Genomic DNA, 19,311 nt, shown 5'->3' on the forward strand with positions numbered 1-19,311 from the left:
AAAGTATTCCTGAAAAAAAATGATTTAATTAAAAATGATACATGAAATTAATTAAAATAGTTTCTGTTTTGTGTCAATATAGCTGGGTTCATTAACCTCTTTTACAACATCACCATCTTTAACCTCACCAATCAGCAAGGGCGAATCCGGATTGTGCAACTTTTGGTTCCTTTTGACCAGCTTCATGTTGGCGTTGGCATAACAATATTTACATCCATGCATACATGTGTTATATAATCCAATATCCCTTCCCATTAAACAGTTGCATTCACGATTTTTGTATTTTCCTTTAGGTACTTTTAAATTATTTCCAATAGCTTTTTCAAGCACCTGCTGTGTCATGCAACCTGATGAATCAAAACCGAACTGGTCAAGCAATGTGCCTTCAACACAGGTCTTCATTTGTATACCATATTCATCAGCAATCTCTGCAAAATTTTTTCCAATGACTAATCTCTCTTCTGTCGTTACTTCACGGCCTTGCGGAAAATTCCTTAAGACCTTCTGGTATAAATCAATGAAACTTATTGTGCAGTCTGAAGTATATTCATGCAATTGTGATGCCATATCCCCAAACCGGTCAATGTGAAAATCCAAATCATACTTTTCAGTGATGAAAATCGGATCATATCTCCATGCCACTGCATTGGCTCCCAAATTCTCTGAAAGTATTTTAAATGTTTTAATAACTTTTTTATAATTTGGAACGTTTACTTCAATGTCCTTTCCATAGGACGTTATTGTAACAAACCAAAACTGCCTGTATTCAGATAGATTGTCCAATTTTTTAACCAAATGCTTTGGATTTTTAGAACAAAAGCAAATGCAATCCACAGTCTTGGGATTGAAATTGTATTTATAAATTTGATTGTTATATGGGTTTTTGCTTAAAACAAATCCTTCATCAATTCTTTTGAGAAACCATTTATGAAAAAAAGCTGGAATGTCCGTTCTGGTTCCTGTATTAAGTATCATAAAAAAAATAAGTAAAAAGAGATTATAAATCTCTTCCAAAAATATGTACTGCTGCAGTTCCTCCGGTACCACCGATGTTGTGGGTCATACCGATTTCTGCACCATCAACTTGACGTTTGCCTGCTTCTCCTCTTAATTGCCATACGATTTCAGCAGCCTGAGCAATACCAGTTGCTCCAAGAGGGTGTCCACGGGCTTTTAAACCACCTGATGAGTTGATTGGGAAATCACCATCGATTTCAGTTTGGCCTTCTTCAATAGCTATTCCACCTTTACCTTTTTCTGCAAATCCTAAGTCTTCTACTGCTAAAAGACCGTTGATTGAGAAACAGTCGTGAACTTCTGTAACATCAATATCTTTTACAGTGACACCTGCCATTTTATAAGCTTTTTTGGAAGCTACTTTAGTTGACTGGATAGTGGTAATATCTTTTCTGTCATGTAATGTTAATGTTCCTGAAGCCTGAGCGGAAGCTTTCACATAAATAGGAGTGTCAGTGTATTTTTTAGCATCTTCAGCAGGCACCATAACAATAGCTGCTGCTCCGTCAGATACAGGAGAACAGTCAAGTAATGTTAATGGGTCAGCTACCATTGTTGAGTTGATTACCTTATCTACGCTGATTTCAAATGGGAATTGTGCATTTGGATTGTTTTTAGCGTTTTTATGGTTTACAACTGAAAATTGAGCTAACTGTTCACGGGTTGTACCGTATTCATGCATGTGTCTTTTTGCAATCATTGCATATAATGAAGGAAATGTAGCGCCTTGCTGTGCTTCCCATTCTTGGTCTGATGCGGTTGCAATAGCTGGAGTAGCATCTACAACATCAGTCATTTTTTCAACACCTGCAGAAATTACTACATCATGAAAACCTGATGCAACTGCCATGATTCCTTGTCTTAAAGCCAATCCTCCTGATGCACAAGCAGCTTCAACTCTTGTGGTTGGTATAGGGTTTAAACCCATATGATCAGAAATAAGAGCTGCAATATGCTCTTGTTCTACAAATAATCCTGAAGACATGTTTCCAACAAACATTGCTTCAATTTCATCTCCTCCAATATCTGCATCATTAACAGCCTTTACACCAGCTTCAGCTATTAAATCTCTGAAAGAGGAATCCCATAATTCACCGAATTTTGTTTGTGAAACACCAATAATAGCAACGTCTCTCATACTTTAACCTCCCTACATTTTAATTTTACCTTTGAATTTAGCATAAACAGCATAGTCAACATAAGTTTTGTTGGATATGATATCTTCTGTTTTAGGAGCTAAATCTCTTTTTTCTGTTATTTCATCAGTTACTTCCAATGTGAATCCGTCACTACCTGCACCTGAACCATAGGAGACGACAAATATTTTGTCTCCAGGTTCTGCAACATCCAAGATATTTGATAATGCAAGAGGTACAGCACCGGAATAAGTGTTTCCAATATTAGGGGTTAATAATCCTTGAGAGTATTGTTCAGGAGTGAAACCTAATTTTTTAGCTGCTCTTAAGTAAAATTTACCGTTAGGCTGGTGGAAACATGCATAATCATAATCAGAAGCTTGAGTGTCAGTTATTTCAAATAAGTTTTTAGCTGCACTTAATACATGTTTGAAGTATGCAGGCTCACCGGTGAAACGTCCACCGTGAGATGGGTAGTCTTCACCTTCTCTTCTGTAAAAGTCAGGAGTATCAGTTGTGAAACTGTAAGTTTCTTCAATTTCTGCTAAGGTATTTTTCTTACCGATAATGTAAGCAGCACCACCTGCAGATGCGGTGTATTCCAAAGCATCTCCAGGAGCTCCTTGAGAAGTATCAGCACCAATAGCTAATCCATATTCAATCATGTCACTTTCGACAAGACCCATTGACATTTGAATACCTGCAGTTCCTGCTTTACATGCAAATTCCAAATCTGCTGCAGTCAAGTCAGGTGTTGCACATACAGCTTCAGCAACAATTGTTGCAGTTGGTTTTACTGCATATGGGTGTGATTCAGAACCGACATAGACAGCACCAATCTTTTGTGGATCAATTTGAGCTCTTGCTAGAGCATATCTAGCAGCGGTAACTGCAATAGTTGCAGTATCTTCATCAGCAGAAGGAACAGATTTTTCATTAACTACTAAACCGTTAGATAAAGCTACAGGGTCATCTCCCCAAACTTTAGCTATTTCTTCTACTTTTATTCTATATGAAGGCACATATGCCCCATATCCTACAATTCCTACCATTTAATCACCGAAATATATAATTTATAAAATAACATTAAAAAGTATTCTAATTAATTAATATATGATTTAAAGTATTATATAAAAGTAACTACAAAAAATAAGAATTTTTAATAAGGATATAAAATTTTTTTAAAAATAGTGATTCTGATATGCAGCTGCCGGGATTCGAACCCGGGTTGTAGGCTTGGAAGGCCCAAGTAATAACCAGACTATACCACAGCTGCAAAAGTAAAAGTGCGGCGTCCGGGATTTGAACCCGGGTCTCTAACGTGGCAGGCTAGAGTCTTAACCAGGCTGGACTAACACCGCATGAAAATAAACAACAATATTATATTATACCATTATGATATATAAACCTTTTGATTTTTGGATAATATACATGAAAATGTAATTTAAAAAAATAAATAATATACTCACAAGGAGCATATTCTATTCTTTTCTTGCAGTAATGCAAATCCAATCGTTTTCATTATTGACATAAGCTTTGAAATCCTTAAAACCAGTTTTTTCAAGAGATTCCTTTAAGACATCTTCAGAATATATTTTCATATCAAGAAGTTCAACAAGATCATCATACTTTTCCATTTCGCCTTCCCTGTAGACCGCCTCATTACAGAAAAATACCAAACCATCTTTTTTCAATACCCTATTGACCTCTTTTAGGTCATTGATGAAATCCGGCCAGAAGTATATTGTTTCAAAGCCCGTGACAATATCAAAAGTACCATCATCAAATGGCATTTCAGAAACAGAGCCCTGAATTACTTCAACCTTGCCTTCGTCAATAGCTTCCCGATTGAGTTTAATTGACTTTTCAACACTCACATCAGAATAATCGATTCCAACAACCTTTCCTGATTTAATTTCTGCTGCAAATCTTTCAATGTTTCTTCCGCCTCCGCAGCCAATATCCAATATCAAATCGTCTTCAGCAACATCAAAATGGCTTACACCCCATACAGCCATTGTTTCATGAGATCGGTTCATTCTCTCAAGAATCTGATGACCCAATTCGCCTACAGGTTTTCTTGCATTTTTAATCAGTTCCTTATCTTCAATATGATGGCCAGTATTTACCTTATCGTTATCACTCATCTAAACACCTACTTCTTAAATCCTTTTCTTGTCTTTATGGCTTGGCCAGTTTGGAAATCTTCAATTTCAACAGCAGACAACAATGACTTGCCGAATGCCAATAGCTTATCATCCTCATTAACAATGAGCACTTCATCATTTGCCCTTATGTTTTCATCGCATTCAACAACAAATTTTGAAAATACACTTTTACCGTCAAGAGCAAAAGGTTCTGAATCCTTGTTTACTACAACACGATTTTTCGGATATTCACATGCCCCGTGAAGTCTTTTTGCACCTTCCTTGGATAAAACCAGATATGAATCTGATGCTCTCATGTTTACAATCAGGGTTTTTCCATCATAGATATGTCTGATTTTACCTGTTTTTTTACTTTTTTCAACATTAATGTTTCCTTTAAGCAATGATTCTCCTGCACCCCAGCCAAACTGATAGTCTGCTATTGCCTTGAGCTTTCTGACATCATCCTTTTTGTATCTTATCTCCTCGTCTTCAAATTTATCGCTCAGTTCAATATCCAAAGTGTCCTTAAGCCTAGAATGAACCAGTACCTGATTATAGTCTTCAATGAATTCACTGAAGAACTGGTTGATGAATTCCAAGCTATCCTTATCGCGTATCTTTGGAGTTGCACTTTGGCTTAAAGGATAAAGCTCATCGACTTCAAGAGGTATCAGTCCGAACGGTACATCCAATACCATAAAATCAGTATTTTCCCCATCGAATTCACCTTTGTTTCCATATACATAGAATTCACCAAGTTTGCCTGATATAAACTTAGAGTATGGCTTTCGTGATGGAGGAAGCACCACCAAATCTCGTTTTTTAGGCATTTCCATCATTTTTTGCTGATGTCTTAACACTTCTGAACGGCTAAGTGATTCAGCTCCGGTATAGAAGAATGCGGACTTTTTGCTTCTCGGATCATATTTTTCAAAATCATCACTGTAGTTTGAAAGCTGGCGAACCGCATCCAAAAGTGCAGGGTGTGCACGGCAGCGTTCCTCTACAAGCTCCATTAAGCTTCCTTCATAAATGGCCTGTCTAATCAGCCTTAATTCTGCAAAAGATACGTGCAAGTTGTGCTGTGCAATCAAATCTCTCCTTTGCTTTTTAGGCATTGCCCTCAAATCATCAGGAGTGTATTTGGAGCATACTTCACATGAGCAAGGCATTTCCTGAAGGTTTTCAAGTTTGAAAGTTCCTCGAGTGGATAAAAGCCTGTCATCCTCTGCATACAATATATAGGCCGCTGAGTCAAACAGGTCACATCCCATTGCAACTGCAAGAGCGAAAATCATAGGATGTCCAGCTCCCATAAGATGGCGTGCAGTATTTTCCGGCAGATACATCATGGAATTCATTACAACATCAACTAGCTCCTTATAGTGGTAGGATTCCATTAACGGGACAACTGCACCTATAGGATACAAATCCGCATCAAGCTTTGAGAGTTCGGATGCACATTTCTGTCTAAGGTCCATGAATGTAGAGCCCTGAACTACAGAGTTGAGAAGCATCTCAATATTGTTTTCCTTCTTAAACTCAACAGCTTCCTTTGCACGTTCAAGAGTAATTTTTAAATCCTCTTCAGCTTTTTCACGCTCTACAAATGGTGCTGTCGGAATGTCAAGGCTTGTTCCAATATCTGTTCCTATCAGTTCCTGATACTCTATGACTTCCTTGTTGGTGATATCGACATCTCCATAGACTGAAAGCTGAAATGACCCTGAATCCGTCATTACCGGACCGTCAAAATTAATCAGCTTGTGAAGACCTTCTTCAATTGCTTTCTGCTTTAAGTCCTCATCCTTGTATATCAGATAAGCGTTAGTTATTACAATGTCTGCACCGTACTTCTTTACATCTATAGCCTGTTTGCGGGGATGTATAACAGGCATCAATGCAGGTGTCTTAACGTTACCGTGTTTAGTCTTTAAAACACCAACTCTTCCTCTCATATCTTTTGCTTTTATTTCAAACATTTAATTTACCTTAAAATAATTATTTAAAATAAATTATTTATTAAAAATTATTTAAATTTAACTAATAATATGAGATATGAAAAAATAAAAAAAGAAAAGCCGAAAAGTAATTTCAGCTTTAATAAGGGATTAATTTACCTCCGCCATTTAAAGCAATGGTAGCGCCGTTAAGCCATGAGTTTGCTGATGACTTATAATATATATTATATCCGTTACTTTGAATGTTGGAAAGTGTTGTATCATCATCTGAAAACGTTGTAAGATAGGAGTTTCCAGTAAGTGACCATGTTGAATCGCCGGAAAGTGACAGGGATATTGAACCTGCAGTGTTGGACGGATTGATAGCTGAGGAAATCCTTGTTGATGACAATTTCAATACTGCCGTACTGATTGAATCAACATATATGTTTCCGGATAATACCTGATTGACTGAAGTGAATGACAGGTCTCCACCGTTTGAACCGCTTCTACCCCATTCACCAGTGTTTCCGGATACATTGATTAGAATTCCGCTGCCATAGTTTATTTCAGTGTTTTCCAAATATATTTCAGCATCTGTGTTTGTATTGAACTTCCCCGCCGTTGGAGACGACGGGGATTCGCAAACCAAAAAAATGTATATTTTTTGGATGTTTTTACTGCATCGTAGTCCCTACGATTTCTAATCCGTTATTAAGGATATTAATTGCTGCATTAACATCTCTGTTATGATGTGTGCCGCATTTTGGGCAAATCCAGTCTCTTATTCCCAAGTTTCCTATTCCACCAACATTTGAGTTTATTTTTCGGCATTTGCTGCATGTTTGTGTGGACGGGAAATTTTTAGAAACTTTAACAAATCCGATATTGTTCCATTGTGATTTGTATTCTATTTTGTCCATGAAGTTGCGTGGTGCGTTTAATTGTAGTTTTCTAGATAAGAATTTGTTGTGTTTCCATGCTATGATGTTTTCATTTTGAACAGCAATGAAACAAGCATTCTCAACAATACATGTAGTTATTTTATCGTAATAATCGTTTCTTTTGTTGACTAGTTTGCGCATCCATTTGTGGTAGAGTTTTTTTGCTTTTTTGTATCTGTTGGAGTCTTTTTTGTGGTGTGACATCATTTTTTGATATTGTATGATTTTTTCTGTTTCTTTTTCTAGGTTTAGATTGGGTATCTCCTTGCTGTTAGAAAAAACAGCTAGTTTGCTGCATCCAATATCAATTCCAAGTTGTTGTTTTGGTCCGATAATTTTAACAGGAACGTGAATGCATTCGATGTTGAAAACAGCATAATACTTGTCATTTACACGTTTAACAACCACATGCTTTATTTTTACACTTTCATCGTTGGGATTGCTTCCTTTTAGTAGTAGTTTTTTGTATTCTTTGCTGGTTTTGAATTTGACCAGTCCTAGTTTGGCTAATTTAATTTTGTAGTATCCGTTTTTATCTTTCTGTATTCGGATGTTGTTGTTATTGTTCATTATTCTGAATGTGAATTTTTGAGTGTTTTTACGTTTTTTTAAAACAGGATAATGGGATTTTAAATCATGTTTAAAATATCGTTTAAAAGCAGTTACCAAGTCTTTTTGAGATTGTTGTCTGCTGCTTGACTCTGCTTTTTCTAAAAATGCATATTCCTGTCTTAACATCTTTAAAATAACATCACATGAACTTTGAGTGATCCATAATTTATCCTCATAACCATTCTGTTTTAACAATTGTCTAAAATAATTTATAAACGCCAATTCCATGTTATAGATGAAACGGTAAATGCCTATATTGGATTCTATTTCATTAATACTGGTGATTTTTTCACCATTATCATTCTTATCCATTTGAGACGGATAAATACGAACTTCAAGATACTTATTAACAATTTTCAAAATTAACAAAACCCTTTTACAAATTATTTTTTTAATATAATCTATTCACTCAAAAAAAATATTTAATTTTTTTAAATGACATTATACTATTTCATATGCAATAATATATAAACAATTACAAAGAGCATTTGAAAAGTAACATTACAATTTTTATAAAAAGTACACTAAATATAAAATTAAAAACAAATAATGACAATAAATCAATATTTTTTAAAAATAAAAACACAAAAAGGTATTTTACACTAGTACACCCAACAGTGCAATTCATCCCCAATCTCGGAGAGGTTGAGGTATTCTTGCATTTTTAAGATAAATTAAAAGTTTAAAAAAATGACTTAAAATGTAAATTATTATTGACAAACAATATTGAAATTTACATCTAAACATTATTGGCTTCAACATATGTCGCATACATCCCATATGCCCAAATGACAAATACCAGAATGCTAAAGAAAAATGAGTATATTGAAATTAAATTGCATATTATGGAAGAAACAAAAAGGCCGATTCCCTTTTGCGTATCGCCAAGATAGACAAGTCCGATTCCAGGTAGGAAAAATGACAGTGCCAATGCAATAGCTGATTTTTGATTCATTATTATTCTCCTTTAATTTAGTAATATACTATTTGATTTTGAGAACATATAAAATTTTATTGAAAAATGCAATTAAATTATTTTATACCAAAAAGTCCAAAATTAGTAATAGATACAATGAACTATGAAAATACCGCCCGAGTAATTAACGATGATATCTTTGATTTTATAAATCAATGTTTTGAAGAGGAAAGAAGTGGTCGAAATAATGAAAGTAGACTCAATTTTTTTGATACTTATAACGATTATTTTGTTTTAACGGATGATGGATCCTATTCTATTAACTCTAAAGAAATAAATCATAAAATTGAAACACTTCATACATCTACAGGTGCAATTAGTGAGGCGTTTGAGAAATTTATCAAGCCCATGAAGTTTGACTATGAAGATGACATTGCAATCCTGGACATTTGCGCAGGACTTGGATACAATTCTTCAGCTGCGATAGATGACTTTCTGAAAAATTCCAAAGATTCGCATTTGACCATTGATATGGTTGAAATATCTGCTGCAACCCTTGCATGCGGCCTTTTAGTGCCTTCCCCAATAAGAGCCCATGACATTACAAGAAAGGCAATAGAAAAAGAGCTTATCAAAACGGATTATGCTGCACTGGAATTGGAAAAGACAGAAATTCCAGAAAACATTGACATCAACGTATTCATTGAAGATGCTAGACAGACCGTTCAGAAATTGGATGATGACAGCTACGATGCAATATTTCTAGATCCTTTCAGCCAAAATATGGCACCGGAACTCTTTTCACTTGACTTCTTTAAAGAGTTTAGAAGAATAATCAAGGATACCGGAATTGTTGCAACATACACCTCATCAGCACCGGTAAGAGCAGCATTCATCGAAGCAGATTTCTATATAGGTCTTGGACCAATATTCGGACGCAAGCAGGGAGGAACTCTTGCAAGCCCGTCACAGGAAATGCTTGATACATCACTTCCGAAAAACGATGAAATCAGAATTGCCTTATCTGATGTGGGCATTCCGTTTAGAGATCCTGGCCTTAACAATTCAAGCGAATACATTTTAGAGAAAAGAACAGAAGAACGCCACGAAAAAAGGCACACAGAAAAAATATCCTCAGCAGTCAAAACGCCAATATTTTTAGCTCAGGAAATGGATGATGAAAAGCTAAAAAGACGTGTCGAGCGCAATCTGGCTAAAATGAACATACCCTCAACAACATCACCTGAAGCAAAATACATTGTTGAGATTGAAAACGATTATCAGGAAAAACAGTCTGTTGAAAACAATTCAAGAGATAGAATTTTAAATATGGCTGAAAAATTAAAAAAAGTAAAAAATGGTGATTATGCGTAAATCATTTCACCATTTTTCAACATGTAAGCGGCATCCTTTGTAGTTAACACTGACTGACTAACTACTGTTAATTTGGTTCCGCCGCCGTAGACATGTTCGTTACCGAAAACACTCCAATCGGCATCACAGTTTGCACAGAAGATATGTCCTTCTGCACTTCCACCTTCCTTATTGCCGGTTGCAGGGAAAACACCATAATTTGATGTTTCATCACCAGTCCAGAAGATACCCCAGTATAATTCACTGCTTCCACAGTATGGACATACCCTTTCAAATACGGTCATGTAAAATTTATATCCGTATGTGGACACTTCACCTGAAGCTGAAGGTCTTCCTATTGCCATAATTGTCTTGTTATCCGGTGAAACTCCATAAATGGAATAATATAATGTTTCATTAGTTAATGTTTCATTAGTAACTGAAGATGCTTCATCATAATAACTTATTTCATCTGACAGGTAATCAATGATTTGTCCTGAATCTGACTCATCAACTTCAGCATCAATCGCATTTACATTAATTTTATTATATACTTTCAATCCAGTTTCAACATCTTCTGATGCAACTTCATGAATGCCGTTGGTTAAGTTTAATTCAAGGCTTGCAATACCGTAATGATCGGTTTCAACAGAATATGTAACGCCATCAATAGTAATATTAACATATCTATTTTCACCAACTGAAGAATCTCCGTTGATTAATATTACATCAAATTTTGTTAATCTGCTTTCACTCTCCACATCAGATGTGATGAGAGTAGGCAATACGGTTACAATATTTGAAGCCATTTCACCATTTACAGGATTTATTGCTGTTAAGATATAGGAATCCGGAAGCAAATTAATATTCAACATAGCTATTCCATTTTCATCAGTGGTTCTTTCATAGTAGACACCATTGATGTTGAAATTAACGCTGGTGTTGACTAATGGTCCGCCGTCAGCAGCATAAAATTTAGCACGATACTGAGTTCCGTTCTTATAGAACTTGGTAACATCTGATCCATTGATTGAAGGTAAAACTACAATCTTATTTGAAAACATTAACCCGTTGTTATGAATAGCAGTCAAAATGTACTCGCCTGAATTCAAGTTAATGTTCAAACGGGCAATTCCGTTTTCGTTGGTTTTACGATTATAGAATACCCCGTTGATATTGAAAGTAATTTCACTGTTGGCTAATGGGTTTCCATTGTTGTCCAAAACGGTAGCATAATATTGAGTATCATTTTTAAATGTCTTTACTACATCGTTTCCTGATAATGTTGACAATACTTCAACATCACTGTTTAAAACAATAGAATTATTATCATAATCAAATGATGTAGAAATAGAGTAATTTCCAGGAATCAGATTTATAGCAAGAGATGCAATACCGTCATCATTGGTGTGTCTTGTATAATTCATTCCACTAACACTGATAACAACAGAAGCATTGTTGACAGGAACATCCCCATGAGTCAAAGTTACTTCATATCTTGTTCCGTTCTTATAATACATTGATAAATCTTTTGTCTGCAATGAGTAATCATCATTGCTAACAGATTTAATATCTGAAGGAATCACAGCAATCCCCGATGGGGGTTCCTCATCCGCTTCACTTACTTCGATGTCGTCAGTAGTTGCGTTTGTATCAAATGCTGCAACTGAAGAAATTGACAACATGAAAACAAGAGTTATAAATAATAAAGAAATTTTTTTGTTAAACATATATTAACCTCGTTAACATAGAATGCAAAATCCAGTTTTGCATCGCGATATAAAGTTATAAAACTTTTCTTATAAAAAGCTTTGTATTTTTAAAAAAGACACAAATAAAGCTAAACAGCAAAAATAAAGCAAAATTAAAAGGAATTGCTTTTTTCGTATTTTAAAGTTATCCATAAAAACTATCAAAGAATGAGTATTTATTAATTTATAAGCGAATGCATGCTTATTTATAATTTTCAATATTACTAAAAAATATTAAAATATATATAAATTGATAAAATATTTTAAAATAAATTAAAGTTAGAAAATATTAAAGGTCTTAAAAACAAAAATAAAAAGCAAATAACAATGGAATAGTAAAATAAAGAACTTATTCCACAGTTACACATTTTGCTAAATTTCTTGGTTTGTCCGGATCAAAACCTTTTTCAATTGTAATATAATATGACAATAGCTGAAGAGGGACAATATATACCAATGGAGCAATAATTTCTGATACCTCAGGATTGATTTTAAATACTTCAGGTGCCTTTTCTGCCAATTCCTCATCATCAGCCGCACCAAATGCCAGTACACGTGCTCCACGAGATTTCACTTCCTCAAGGTTGCTCATTGTCTTTTTATGGGAATCACCCGGAGGTATTACGACAACCACAGGTATTCCTTCATCAATCAAAGCTAAAGGACCGTGCTTGAGTTCTCCTGCAGCATATCCTTCACCATGGATGTATGAGATTTCCTTAAGCTTGAGCGCCCCTTCCAGTGCGGTCGGATAGGAATATCCCCTTCCAAGATAGAAGAAGTCCTTTGCATAGTTGTACCTTTGAGACATTGCCTTGATTGATTCGACATCTTCAAGAACCTCGTTGATGAAGTCAGGAACCTTATCCAAATCATTCAGCAACCTGTCATCCTTTGCCATCAATGCAGCAAATAGATACACTGCAGTCAGTTGGGACACATAGGTTTTTGTTGCTGCAACTCCGATTTCGGGCCCTGCCTGTGTTTGTATTACATATTGTGCCCTTCTGGTTATTGATGAGCCTGCAACGTTTACAATGCCCAATGTTTTTGACGTTTCGTTTGCAACATCCAATGCCTTAAGTGAGTCAGCGGTTTCACCTGACTGTGAAATGAATATCACAAGAGTATTTTCATCCAATGTTTTGGCCGAATACTTGAATTCGGAAGCCAATATCACATCAGTAGGAATTCCGGCCAAGGATTCAAGCAAATACTTTCCGGTAAGTGATGCATGATAGGATGTTCCGCATGCAACAAAGCATATTCTTGAAATGTCATCCAAATCGTCAATGATTTTTTGAATGTTGTCTTTTTGAGTTAATGTGTTTTTGACGGATGTTGCCTGTTCGTTGATTTCCTTTATCATGAAATGATCATAGCCTTCCTTTTCAGCCATTTCCGGAGTCCAGTTGATGGTATCCACTTCCTTGTTTATAGGATTGTCGAATTCATCATGAACGACAACACCTGTCCTGTCCAGAATTACGATTTCACCCTTTTCAGGATAAATAATGTCTTTTGCATATTTTAAGATAGCTGGAGAATCGGAAGCCAAATAATAGCCGTCACCGCCTAATCCTACAATCAGAGGAGAGTCTTTTCTTGTTGCAACAATCTTGTCAGGCTCTCTTGAAGAGATTGCAGCAATTGCATAAGCACCTTCAAGAATCTCGATTGTCTTTCTGACGGCATGCTCCAAATCCCTGCCTTCATCCATAAATTTTTGAATCAGATGAGGAATTACCTCAGTATCAGTGTCTGATTTGAAGGTATGGCCTTCAGCAATCAAGTCTGCCTTAAGTTTTGTGTTGTTTTCAATTATGCCGTTGTGAACGACCGCAATTGTATTTTCCTCATCCATTTGGGGATGAGCATTCAATTTGGACGGATCGCCGTGAGTAGCCCATCGGACGTGAGCTATGCCAAAACTGCCCGGCATGTCAGGCAAATCCAATTTCCGGTTTACTTCATCAATTTTACCTTTATCCTTTTTAATGTGAATGTTTCCGTCGTAAGTGGCAAGTCCTATAGAATCATAGCCCCTATATTCAAGCTTTGAGATACAGTCAAAAAGAATAGGTGCGACATTTCTATTATTTTCCTTTAATATACAACCTACAATACCACACATGATTACACCTATTTAATAATTATAAATATCCTTATAGAGCTTTACAACTTCACCGATTATTAGGATGGCCGGAGTTTGGATGTCCTTTTCGGAAATGTTTTCAAGAGTTCCGAATATTACGTTTTCATCAGGCAATGTTCCGCTTTCTATAACACATACTGGAGTTTGTTTATCCCTGTATTTCATTATTTCTGCAGTGTTTTGCCTAATGTTTCCGATACCCATCAAAATAATTAATGTATCTGCAGTATAGTCCCAGTGAACTTGACTTTCAGCCTTAGTCGGGTCTTCATGACCTGTCACTATTGTAACAGATGTTGCAACAGCCCTATGGGTTACAGGTAGTCCAAGTGATGTAGGTGCTCCAATAGCTGAAGTAACACCTGGAATAACTTCAAATTTGATATCATTTTCCATTAAAGCCAATATCTCTTCACCGCCACGACCAAATACGAAAGGGTCTCCCCCTTTTAATCTCACAACATTTTCATGAGCCTTTGCCTGCTGGACAATCAGCTCATTGATTTGGTCTTGTGTCTTATAATGCTGACCCGCTTTTTTGCCAACGTATATTTTTTCTGCATCTTCAGGTGCATGAGCTAAAATTTCTTCATTAGCCAAATAATCATATAAAACAACATCAGCTTTATTTAAGGCTTTAACAGCTTTAAGAGTTATTAAGTCTGCATCTCCAGGTCCTGCACCAATTAAATAAACTACCATTATATCACTTTTTATCTATAAAAATCCTTTAAAGAAATTCAAACCGTCTGTTGAACCCAATATTTCTTCACAAGCCCTTTCAGGGTGAGGCATCATTGCGCATACCAGTCCGGATTCATCACAAACGCTTGTAATTGCTTCCACGGATCCGTTAGGGTTTGTGTCTTTAAACTGCAATACGATTTGATCTTGGTCTTTTAACAAATCAATATCTTCTGTATAAAATCTGCCTTCTGCATGAGCAATAGGTATTTTAACAGTTTGTCCTTTTTTAAAATCTTTTGTAAAAGGAGTTCTTGTATTTGATACTTTCAAGTCAACCCATTCACAATTGAATTTGGGGTTTTCATTAGTTATAAACACGCCAGGAACAAGACCGATTTCTCCCAGTATCTGAGCACCGTTACAAATTCCTAAAACAGGTTTTTCTTCCCTGACCAATGCCTTAATTCCGTCAATTACTGGAGTGATTGATGCCATTGCACCTGCTCTTAAGTAGTCACCGTAGGAAAAGCCTCCTGGAATGACAACACCATCGAAATCAGTTAAATCTTCATTGCTCCACCAAACATATTCAGCTTCGAGGCCAACAAGTTCAATAGCACGAGCTACATCCCTATCACAGTTGGTTCCGGGAAATCTAATTACTCCGATTTTTTTCACTTAAACCACCTTATTTACCGCAAGCTGTGTTTTGAGGAATTACATTAATTTTATAGTTGTGAATTACAGGATTACATAGTAATCTTTCACACATGTCTACAACATTTTCTCTTATTACTTCCCTGTCTTCCCCTTCCATTTGGAATTTAATAATGTCAACAGTTTTTGCATTTTTCACTTCATAGCCAAGCAAAGCAAGAGACCTTTCAATAGTTGTAGCTTCAGGGTTTAACATACCGCTTTTTAAAGAGATTTTAACTTCAATATCAAATAACATCTAAATCACCTTCTCATCGTCAGGAATAATTCTATTATAAACTTCTATATAAGCATCCATCACTTCAGAATCCTTACCTTTTCTGAACAGTTCCTTATCCAGCATTTCCAAGGTTTCAGCATCCCATAATCTGCATCCGTCAGGTGAGATTTCATCACCCAAAAGGATTTTTCCATCTTTATCCTTACCGAATTCAACTTTATAATCAACCAATATGATTCCTGCATCCTTAAAGAACTTGGTTAAAATATCATTGATTTTTAAAGCTTTTTCAGTTAGAATATCAATTTCTTCCTGTGTAGCAATGCCCAATGCGGTTATTATTGAATCATTAAGCATAGGATCATGGTATTCATCATCCTTAAAGTCCATCTGTACAATTGGAGGGTCCAATTTTGTACCGTCTTCAATCGGATATTTGCGAACGAGACTGCCTGTTGCGATATTTCTTACTATCACTTCAATAGGAATCATGTCTAACTTTTTAGCCAACATGATGTTTTCTTCAGGCAAGTCTATGAACTGTGTTTCAACACCGTTTTGCTCCAAAACCTTAAAAATTTTAGCTGAAATGACTGCATTGTATGCACCTTTTTTGTCCATAACCTCTTTACGTGCACCGTCGCCGGCAGTCATGTCATCACGAAATTCGATGATTACTTCATCATCGTTTTCAGTAGTGAATACACTTTTTACTTTACCAGAATTAATTAACTCTTTTTTCTCCATGATATCATCAAATAAAATTTTAAATTATTATACTTTAATTTTTGTTTAAAATGCTATATAATGTTATTTAAAATAGATATTATTGTTGATTAATGCAACATTCAAATATTTCAACCACAATAATATTATAATAGTGATTATCATGAAAAGCATTTTTGAAAGAGAACTCGCCGGAGAGCTAATCTCAACTGACGATCCGGAATATCAGCAAATTTTAGACATAATTACATAAACGATGAACACATGCCGAGAATTAAATAGCGGCGTACACACTTCCGAAGAAAATCTTGAATACTTAAGCCGGATAATCGGAAAGGAAGTTGACGAATCAGTGTTTTTTATGCCTCCGTTTTATGTTGACTACGGCAAAAACATAAGCATAGGAAAAGGTGTCGTAATCCAGCAGCTATGTACCTTCATGGACAGGGGAGGAATAACCATTGAAGATGGCGTTTTCATAGCACCCAAGGTCAATCTGACCACGCTCAACCATGATTTCAATCCTGAAAACAGAAGCGGAACCTATGCTAAGCCTATACACATCAAGAAGAATGCATGGATTGGAATAGCTGCAACCATACTTCCTGGCATAACCATCGGTGAAAATTCAATTGTCGGTGCGGGAAGCGTAGTGACAAAAGATGTTCCGGACAATACGATTGTTGCGGGAAATCCTGCTCAGTTGATAAAAAAGATTGATGAATAACCCATCGATTGCTAATTTTTTTTTAAAAAAAGGAAAAAGAAGGAAATCAGTTTATTTTCTTCTTTTGATTTCTTATTCTGTTGTAGAAAAATGCTCCAACAGTAATTAACACAAATCCAGCTATTAAAATTACTGCATTTTCAATGACACTAACCAAAACATTACCAAGCGCTTTCAAGAAGTCCAAAATAGCTTGAAGTAATAACAGGATTTGATTGATTATTTCCAAAATGAAATTAATTAATGCGAACAGTAATCCTAAAATTTGCTGTATAAGTGCTATAATTGCGGAAATAAGTCCTACAATGAAATTCAATATGGCTCCAATCAAGTTTATTATCTGTTGAATGAAAGACAACAGAACACCTAATAATTTTAAAAGCCCATCAATTTCTTTCCACAGCGATGCCAGCATATTTAAAAATTTTTCAACAGCATCCATCATAGACTGAAGTTCCGCCATAAAGTTTTCAAACAGATGTACCATTTCCTCAAGAGCATGATAAAAGATTAAAAAGTCATTTAGCAATGTTTCAATAATAGGTTCCCATGCACCATAAAGCATATCCGCCCAAAAAAGCAAATAATCCAATAATTCCTCTAATAATGTTGCATTTGTTTCATTATCAAATAGAAGAGTCATATTGGTGATATTGGTTGCATTGGTAACATTTGTTGCATTAGTGGTATTGGTTAAATTAGTTTGATTAGTATTGCTGCTGATACTTCTAAATGATACCGTATATGCAAAATAATTCGATACATTGCCGGATACAGATTCCAAAACTTCAAAACTAAAAACGGCTGCAGTGTTATTGTTTATTTTAACGGCTCCATTGATTTTTTCAGAATTTTGTGCAGCATTAACCAAGTCACCTGAAGCGCCTGATTGTATAGCGCCAGACATTATACTTCCGATCTGACCGGATAAACCTTTTACGTAACAGCCGATAATGGTCTGCATCAGCATATTTGAATTAGGAGCACTTGATGCGGAAGCATGTTTGAATTCATCTCCAGAAGTTGCGGCAGGTTTAGAATAGTCAAGCCTAAATCCTCTAAACCCATCACTGAATTTAATATCATTTCCACTCCCTTGAGCCAAAATATATTTAGATTTATCATCCGTTTTGTTTTTATCGGGCGTTTTGTTCTTGTCAGAGGTATCTTTATCAATTGGTTTGTCATGATCATCTGTACTGTTATCCTGATGTGTGGCATTGTCAGCCATGGCAATACCTATAAAACAAAAGGAAATCAATATAACGATAATCAATGCAAATATTTTTTTGTTCATAATATGCCTCAATACTATTATTTATTAATTATTCCCATATATTAAGATTATGACATTCTAATGATGGTCAGGTTATTTAATATTTAAATTTTAAATACTATTATCTAAAAATATAATAAATAATTAATTAAGTAATGTGATAACATGAATTTACGTGAAATTATAACGGATGCTATTAAATATCCTATTAGCGATACCCGAAAATTTTTAATATTCTGTGCTTTAATTATTTTAATGAGCCTATCAACAGTTCTTCCATCATATGGCCTTAAGGACAGTACCATAGCCCTTATTTTAAGCCTTGTAACTTTCATTGTTTTATTTGTAGTTTTAGGATACTCAGTGGAAGTCCTTAAAGGTGGAATAGAAGGTGATGAGACACTTCCAGATTTTGATTATGTAAAACAATTTATCATAGGCATTAAAGCAATGATTTTAGATATAATATATTTCATCATACCTGCAGTCATTGTCATAATTATCGCTTCCGCAACAGGACTGTTTTCCTCATTCACGGAAATCGTAAATGTGGGAATTAATTCTCTAGCTAATGAAACAACCAATGTGACCACAATAATAGCTGCAGTTCCCAAATCAACAATGAACACATTTACCAATGCGTTAAGCGTTACCATAGTTGCTGCAATCATATTATTTATCATATTTTCATTGCTGTCATTTACAGCACTAGTCAGATTTGCAAAATTCGAAAGCGGTACTGAAGGTCTCAGATTCATGGAAATACTAAAGGACATGAAAAACATCGGCTTTATAAAGATTATAATTACATTGATTGTAATCTATATAATTGCATTAGCCATGGTATTTGTCATTGGATTGATTGGACTGATTCCATATGTCGGTGTTTTCATAGGCATTTTTGTCGGAGTGCCGTTTGTAGTGTTGTTTTTATATAGATCTATCGGTTTATTATATGCTGATGCATATTAAACCATTTTCTCT

At 35.4% G+C, this 19,311-nt stretch carries 18 protein-coding genes, 2 tRNA genes and 1 pseudogene; 4 read left to right on the forward strand and 17 right to left on the reverse strand.

The features are described from left to right. Window positions 1-51 precede the first annotated feature (51 nt). The 10 genes from SM9_RS07155 to SM9_RS07200 all read right to left on the reverse strand — a co-directional run bounded on the left by SM9_RS07155 (window position 52) and on the right by SM9_RS07200 (window position 8,754). Entirely contained in the window at window positions 52-975 is a 924-nt protein-coding gene (locus SM9_RS07155) for a DUF1848 domain-containing protein (protein ID WP_058739491.1), read from the reverse strand. A 22-nt stretch (window positions 976-997) separates the two neighbouring features. Beyond that, entirely contained in the window at window positions 998-2,155 is a 1,158-nt protein-coding gene (locus tag SM9_RS07160) for an acetyl-CoA acetyltransferase (RefSeq protein ID WP_058739492.1), read from the reverse strand. A gap of 12 nt (window positions 2,156-2,167) precedes the next feature. Then, window positions 2,168-3,205: a hydroxymethylglutaryl-CoA synthase gene (locus SM9_RS07165; protein ID WP_058739493.1), complete on the reverse strand. Its 1,038-nt coding sequence runs from the start codon at window positions 3,203-3,205 to the stop codon at window positions 2,168-2,170. Window positions 3,206-3,355: 150 nt separating this feature from the next. Then, window positions 3,356-3,429: transfer RNA gene (locus SM9_RS07170), tRNA-Gly, on the reverse strand. An 11-nt stretch (window positions 3,430-3,440) separates the two neighbouring features. After that, window positions 3,441-3,514: transfer RNA gene (locus SM9_RS07175), tRNA-Gly, on the reverse strand. Window positions 3,515-3,634: 120 nt separating this feature from the next. Further along, window positions 3,635-4,300, reverse strand: coding sequence for a class I SAM-dependent methyltransferase (locus tag SM9_RS07180; protein ID WP_058739494.1), 666 nt, complete (start codon window positions 4,298-4,300; stop codon window positions 3,635-3,637). A gap of 8 nt (window positions 4,301-4,308) precedes the next feature. After that, complete coding sequence (gene tgtA / locus SM9_RS07185) at window positions 4,309-6,285, reverse strand: tRNA guanosine(15) transglycosylase TgtA (protein ID WP_058739495.1); 1,977 nt, start codon at window positions 6,283-6,285, stop codon at window positions 4,309-4,311. A gap of 118 nt (window positions 6,286-6,403) precedes the next feature. After that, complete coding sequence (locus SM9_RS07190) at window positions 6,404-6,895, reverse strand: hypothetical protein (RefSeq protein WP_157064703.1); 492 nt, start codon at window positions 6,893-6,895, stop codon at window positions 6,404-6,406. 25 nt (window positions 6,896-6,920) lie between these two features. Further along, window positions 6,921-8,159, reverse strand: coding sequence for an RNA-guided endonuclease InsQ/TnpB family protein (locus tag SM9_RS07195; protein WP_058739497.1), 1,239 nt, complete (start codon window positions 8,157-8,159; stop codon window positions 6,921-6,923). A 379-nt stretch (window positions 8,160-8,538) separates the two neighbouring features. Beyond that, entirely contained in the window at window positions 8,539-8,754 is a 216-nt protein-coding gene (locus SM9_RS07200; protein WP_058739498.1) for a hypothetical protein, read from the reverse strand. Window positions 8,755-8,871: 117 nt separating this feature from the next. On the opposite strand from SM9_RS07200, the gene SM9_RS07205 reads away from it, so the two are divergent. After that, window positions 8,872-10,089 (forward strand): MnmC family methyltransferase, encoded by a 1,218-nt coding sequence (locus tag SM9_RS07205; RefSeq protein ID WP_058740328.1) that lies wholly within the window; start codon window positions 8,872-8,874, stop codon window positions 10,087-10,089. Here the strand turns inward: SM9_RS07205 and SM9_RS07210 are convergent. The 6 genes from SM9_RS07210 to purC all read right to left on the reverse strand — a co-directional run bounded on the left by SM9_RS07210 (window position 10,080) and on the right by purC (window position 16,345). Then, on the reverse strand, window positions 10,080-11,798 hold the full coding sequence (locus SM9_RS07210; protein WP_058739499.1) for an Ig-like domain-containing protein: 1,719 nt from the start codon (window positions 11,796-11,798) through the stop codon (window positions 10,080-10,082). The genes SM9_RS07205 and SM9_RS07210 overlap by 10 nt on opposite strands. A gap of 370 nt (window positions 11,799-12,168) precedes the next feature. Continuing rightward, the gene (gene glmS / locus SM9_RS07215) at window positions 12,169-13,953 is read right to left on the reverse strand and encodes a glutamine--fructose-6-phosphate transaminase (isomerizing) (protein WP_058739500.1); all 1,785 of its coding nucleotides are present in this window, start codon (window positions 13,951-13,953) and stop codon (window positions 12,169-12,171) included. A 12-nt stretch (window positions 13,954-13,965) separates the two neighbouring features. Then, a complete protein-coding gene (gene cobA / locus SM9_RS07220) occupies window positions 13,966-14,676 on the reverse strand; it encodes a uroporphyrinogen-III C-methyltransferase (RefSeq protein ID WP_058739501.1) in 711 nt (236 codons plus the stop codon). 15 nt (window positions 14,677-14,691) lie between these two features. After that, the gene (gene purQ / locus SM9_RS07225; protein ID WP_058739502.1) at window positions 14,692-15,339 is read right to left on the reverse strand and encodes a phosphoribosylformylglycinamidine synthase subunit PurQ; all 648 of its coding nucleotides are present in this window, start codon (window positions 15,337-15,339) and stop codon (window positions 14,692-14,694) included. Between the two features lie 10 nt (window positions 15,340-15,349). Next, window positions 15,350-15,616, reverse strand: a complete 267-nt coding sequence (gene purS, locus SM9_RS07230) for a phosphoribosylformylglycinamidine synthase subunit PurS (RefSeq protein WP_058739503.1) — start codon at window positions 15,614-15,616, stop codon at window positions 15,350-15,352. Further along, window positions 15,617-16,345: a phosphoribosylaminoimidazolesuccinocarboxamide synthase gene (purC, locus tag SM9_RS07235; RefSeq protein ID WP_058739504.1), complete on the reverse strand. Its 729-nt coding sequence runs from the start codon at window positions 16,343-16,345 to the stop codon at window positions 15,617-15,619. A gap of 85 nt (window positions 16,346-16,430) precedes the next feature. Between purC and SM9_RS12180 the strand changes: the two genes are divergently transcribed. After that, window positions 16,431-16,577: a hypothetical protein gene (locus tag SM9_RS12180; protein ID WP_198144353.1), complete on the forward strand. Its 147-nt coding sequence runs from the start codon at window positions 16,431-16,433 to the stop codon at window positions 16,575-16,577. A 186-nt stretch (window positions 16,578-16,763) separates the two neighbouring features. Further along, window positions 16,764-17,033 (forward strand): annotated as a pseudogene (locus SM9_RS12590) (DapH/DapD/GlmU-related protein); the annotation flags it as partial. 64 nt (window positions 17,034-17,097) lie between these two features. On the opposite strand, the gene SM9_RS07245 reads toward SM9_RS12590, so the two are convergent. Further along, window positions 17,098-18,348, reverse strand: a complete 1,251-nt coding sequence (locus tag SM9_RS07245) for a hypothetical protein (RefSeq protein ID WP_058739505.1) — start codon at window positions 18,346-18,348, stop codon at window positions 17,098-17,100. A 144-nt stretch (window positions 18,349-18,492) separates the two neighbouring features. Here SM9_RS07245 and SM9_RS07250 point away from each other — a divergent pair, with 144 nt between their 5' ends. Further along, window positions 18,493-19,299 carry a DUF4013 domain-containing protein gene (locus tag SM9_RS07250; RefSeq protein WP_058739506.1) on the forward strand — a complete coding sequence of 269 codons (807 nt, stop codon included), beginning with the start codon at window positions 18,493-18,495 and terminating at the stop codon, window positions 19,297-19,299. Window positions 19,300-19,311 lie beyond the last annotated feature (12 nt).

Origin of the sequence: Methanobrevibacter millerae, assembly GCF_001477655.1 — an archaeon.
Taxonomy (GTDB): domain Archaea; phylum Methanobacteriota; class Methanobacteria; order Methanobacteriales; family Methanobacteriaceae; genus Methanocatella; species Methanocatella millerae_A.

Coding starts and splice junctions, on each gene's coding strand:
- SM9_RS07155 (WP_058739491.1), bottom strand. CDS start 975: ATGATACTTAATACAGGAACCAGAACGGACATTCCAGCTTTTTTTCAT.
- SM9_RS07160 (WP_058739492.1), bottom strand. CDS start 2,155: ATGAGAGACGTTGCTATTATTGGTGTTTCACAAACAAAATTCGGTGAA.
- SM9_RS07165 (WP_058739493.1), bottom strand. CDS start 3,205: ATGGTAGGAATTGTAGGATATGGGGCATATGTGCCTTCATATAGAATA.
- SM9_RS07180 (WP_058739494.1), bottom strand. CDS start 4,300: ATGAGTGATAACGATAAGGTAAATACTGGCCATCATATTGAAGATAAG.
- tgtA (WP_058739495.1), bottom strand. CDS start 6,285: ATGTTTGAAATAAAAGCAAAAGATATGAGAGGAAGAGTTGGTGTTTTA.
- SM9_RS07200 (WP_058739498.1), bottom strand. CDS start 8,754: ATGAATCAAAAATCAGCTATTGCATTGGCACTGTCATTTTTCCTACCT.
- SM9_RS07205 (WP_058740328.1), top strand. CDS start 8,872: ATGAACTATGAAAATACCGCCCGAGTAATTAACGATGATATCTTTGAT.
- SM9_RS07210 (WP_058739499.1), bottom strand. CDS start 11,798: ATGTTTAACAAAAAAATTTCTTTATTATTTATAACTCTTGTTTTCATG.
- glmS (WP_058739500.1), bottom strand. CDS start 13,953: ATGTGTGGTATTGTAGGTTGTATATTAAAGGAAAATAATAGAAATGTC.
- cobA (WP_058739501.1), bottom strand. CDS start 14,676: ATGGTAGTTTATTTAATTGGTGCAGGACCTGGAGATGCAGACTTAATA.
- purS (WP_058739503.1), bottom strand. CDS start 15,616: ATGTTATTTGATATTGAAGTTAAAATCTCTTTAAAAAGCGGTATGTTA.
- purC (WP_058739504.1), bottom strand. CDS start 16,345: ATGGAGAAAAAAGAGTTAATTAATTCTGGTAAAGTAAAAAGTGTATTC.
- SM9_RS07245 (WP_058739505.1), bottom strand. CDS start 18,348: ATGAACAAAAAAATATTTGCATTGATTATCGTTATATTGATTTCCTTT.
- SM9_RS07250 (WP_058739506.1), top strand. CDS start 18,493: ATGAATTTACGTGAAATTATAACGGATGCTATTAAATATCCTATTAGC.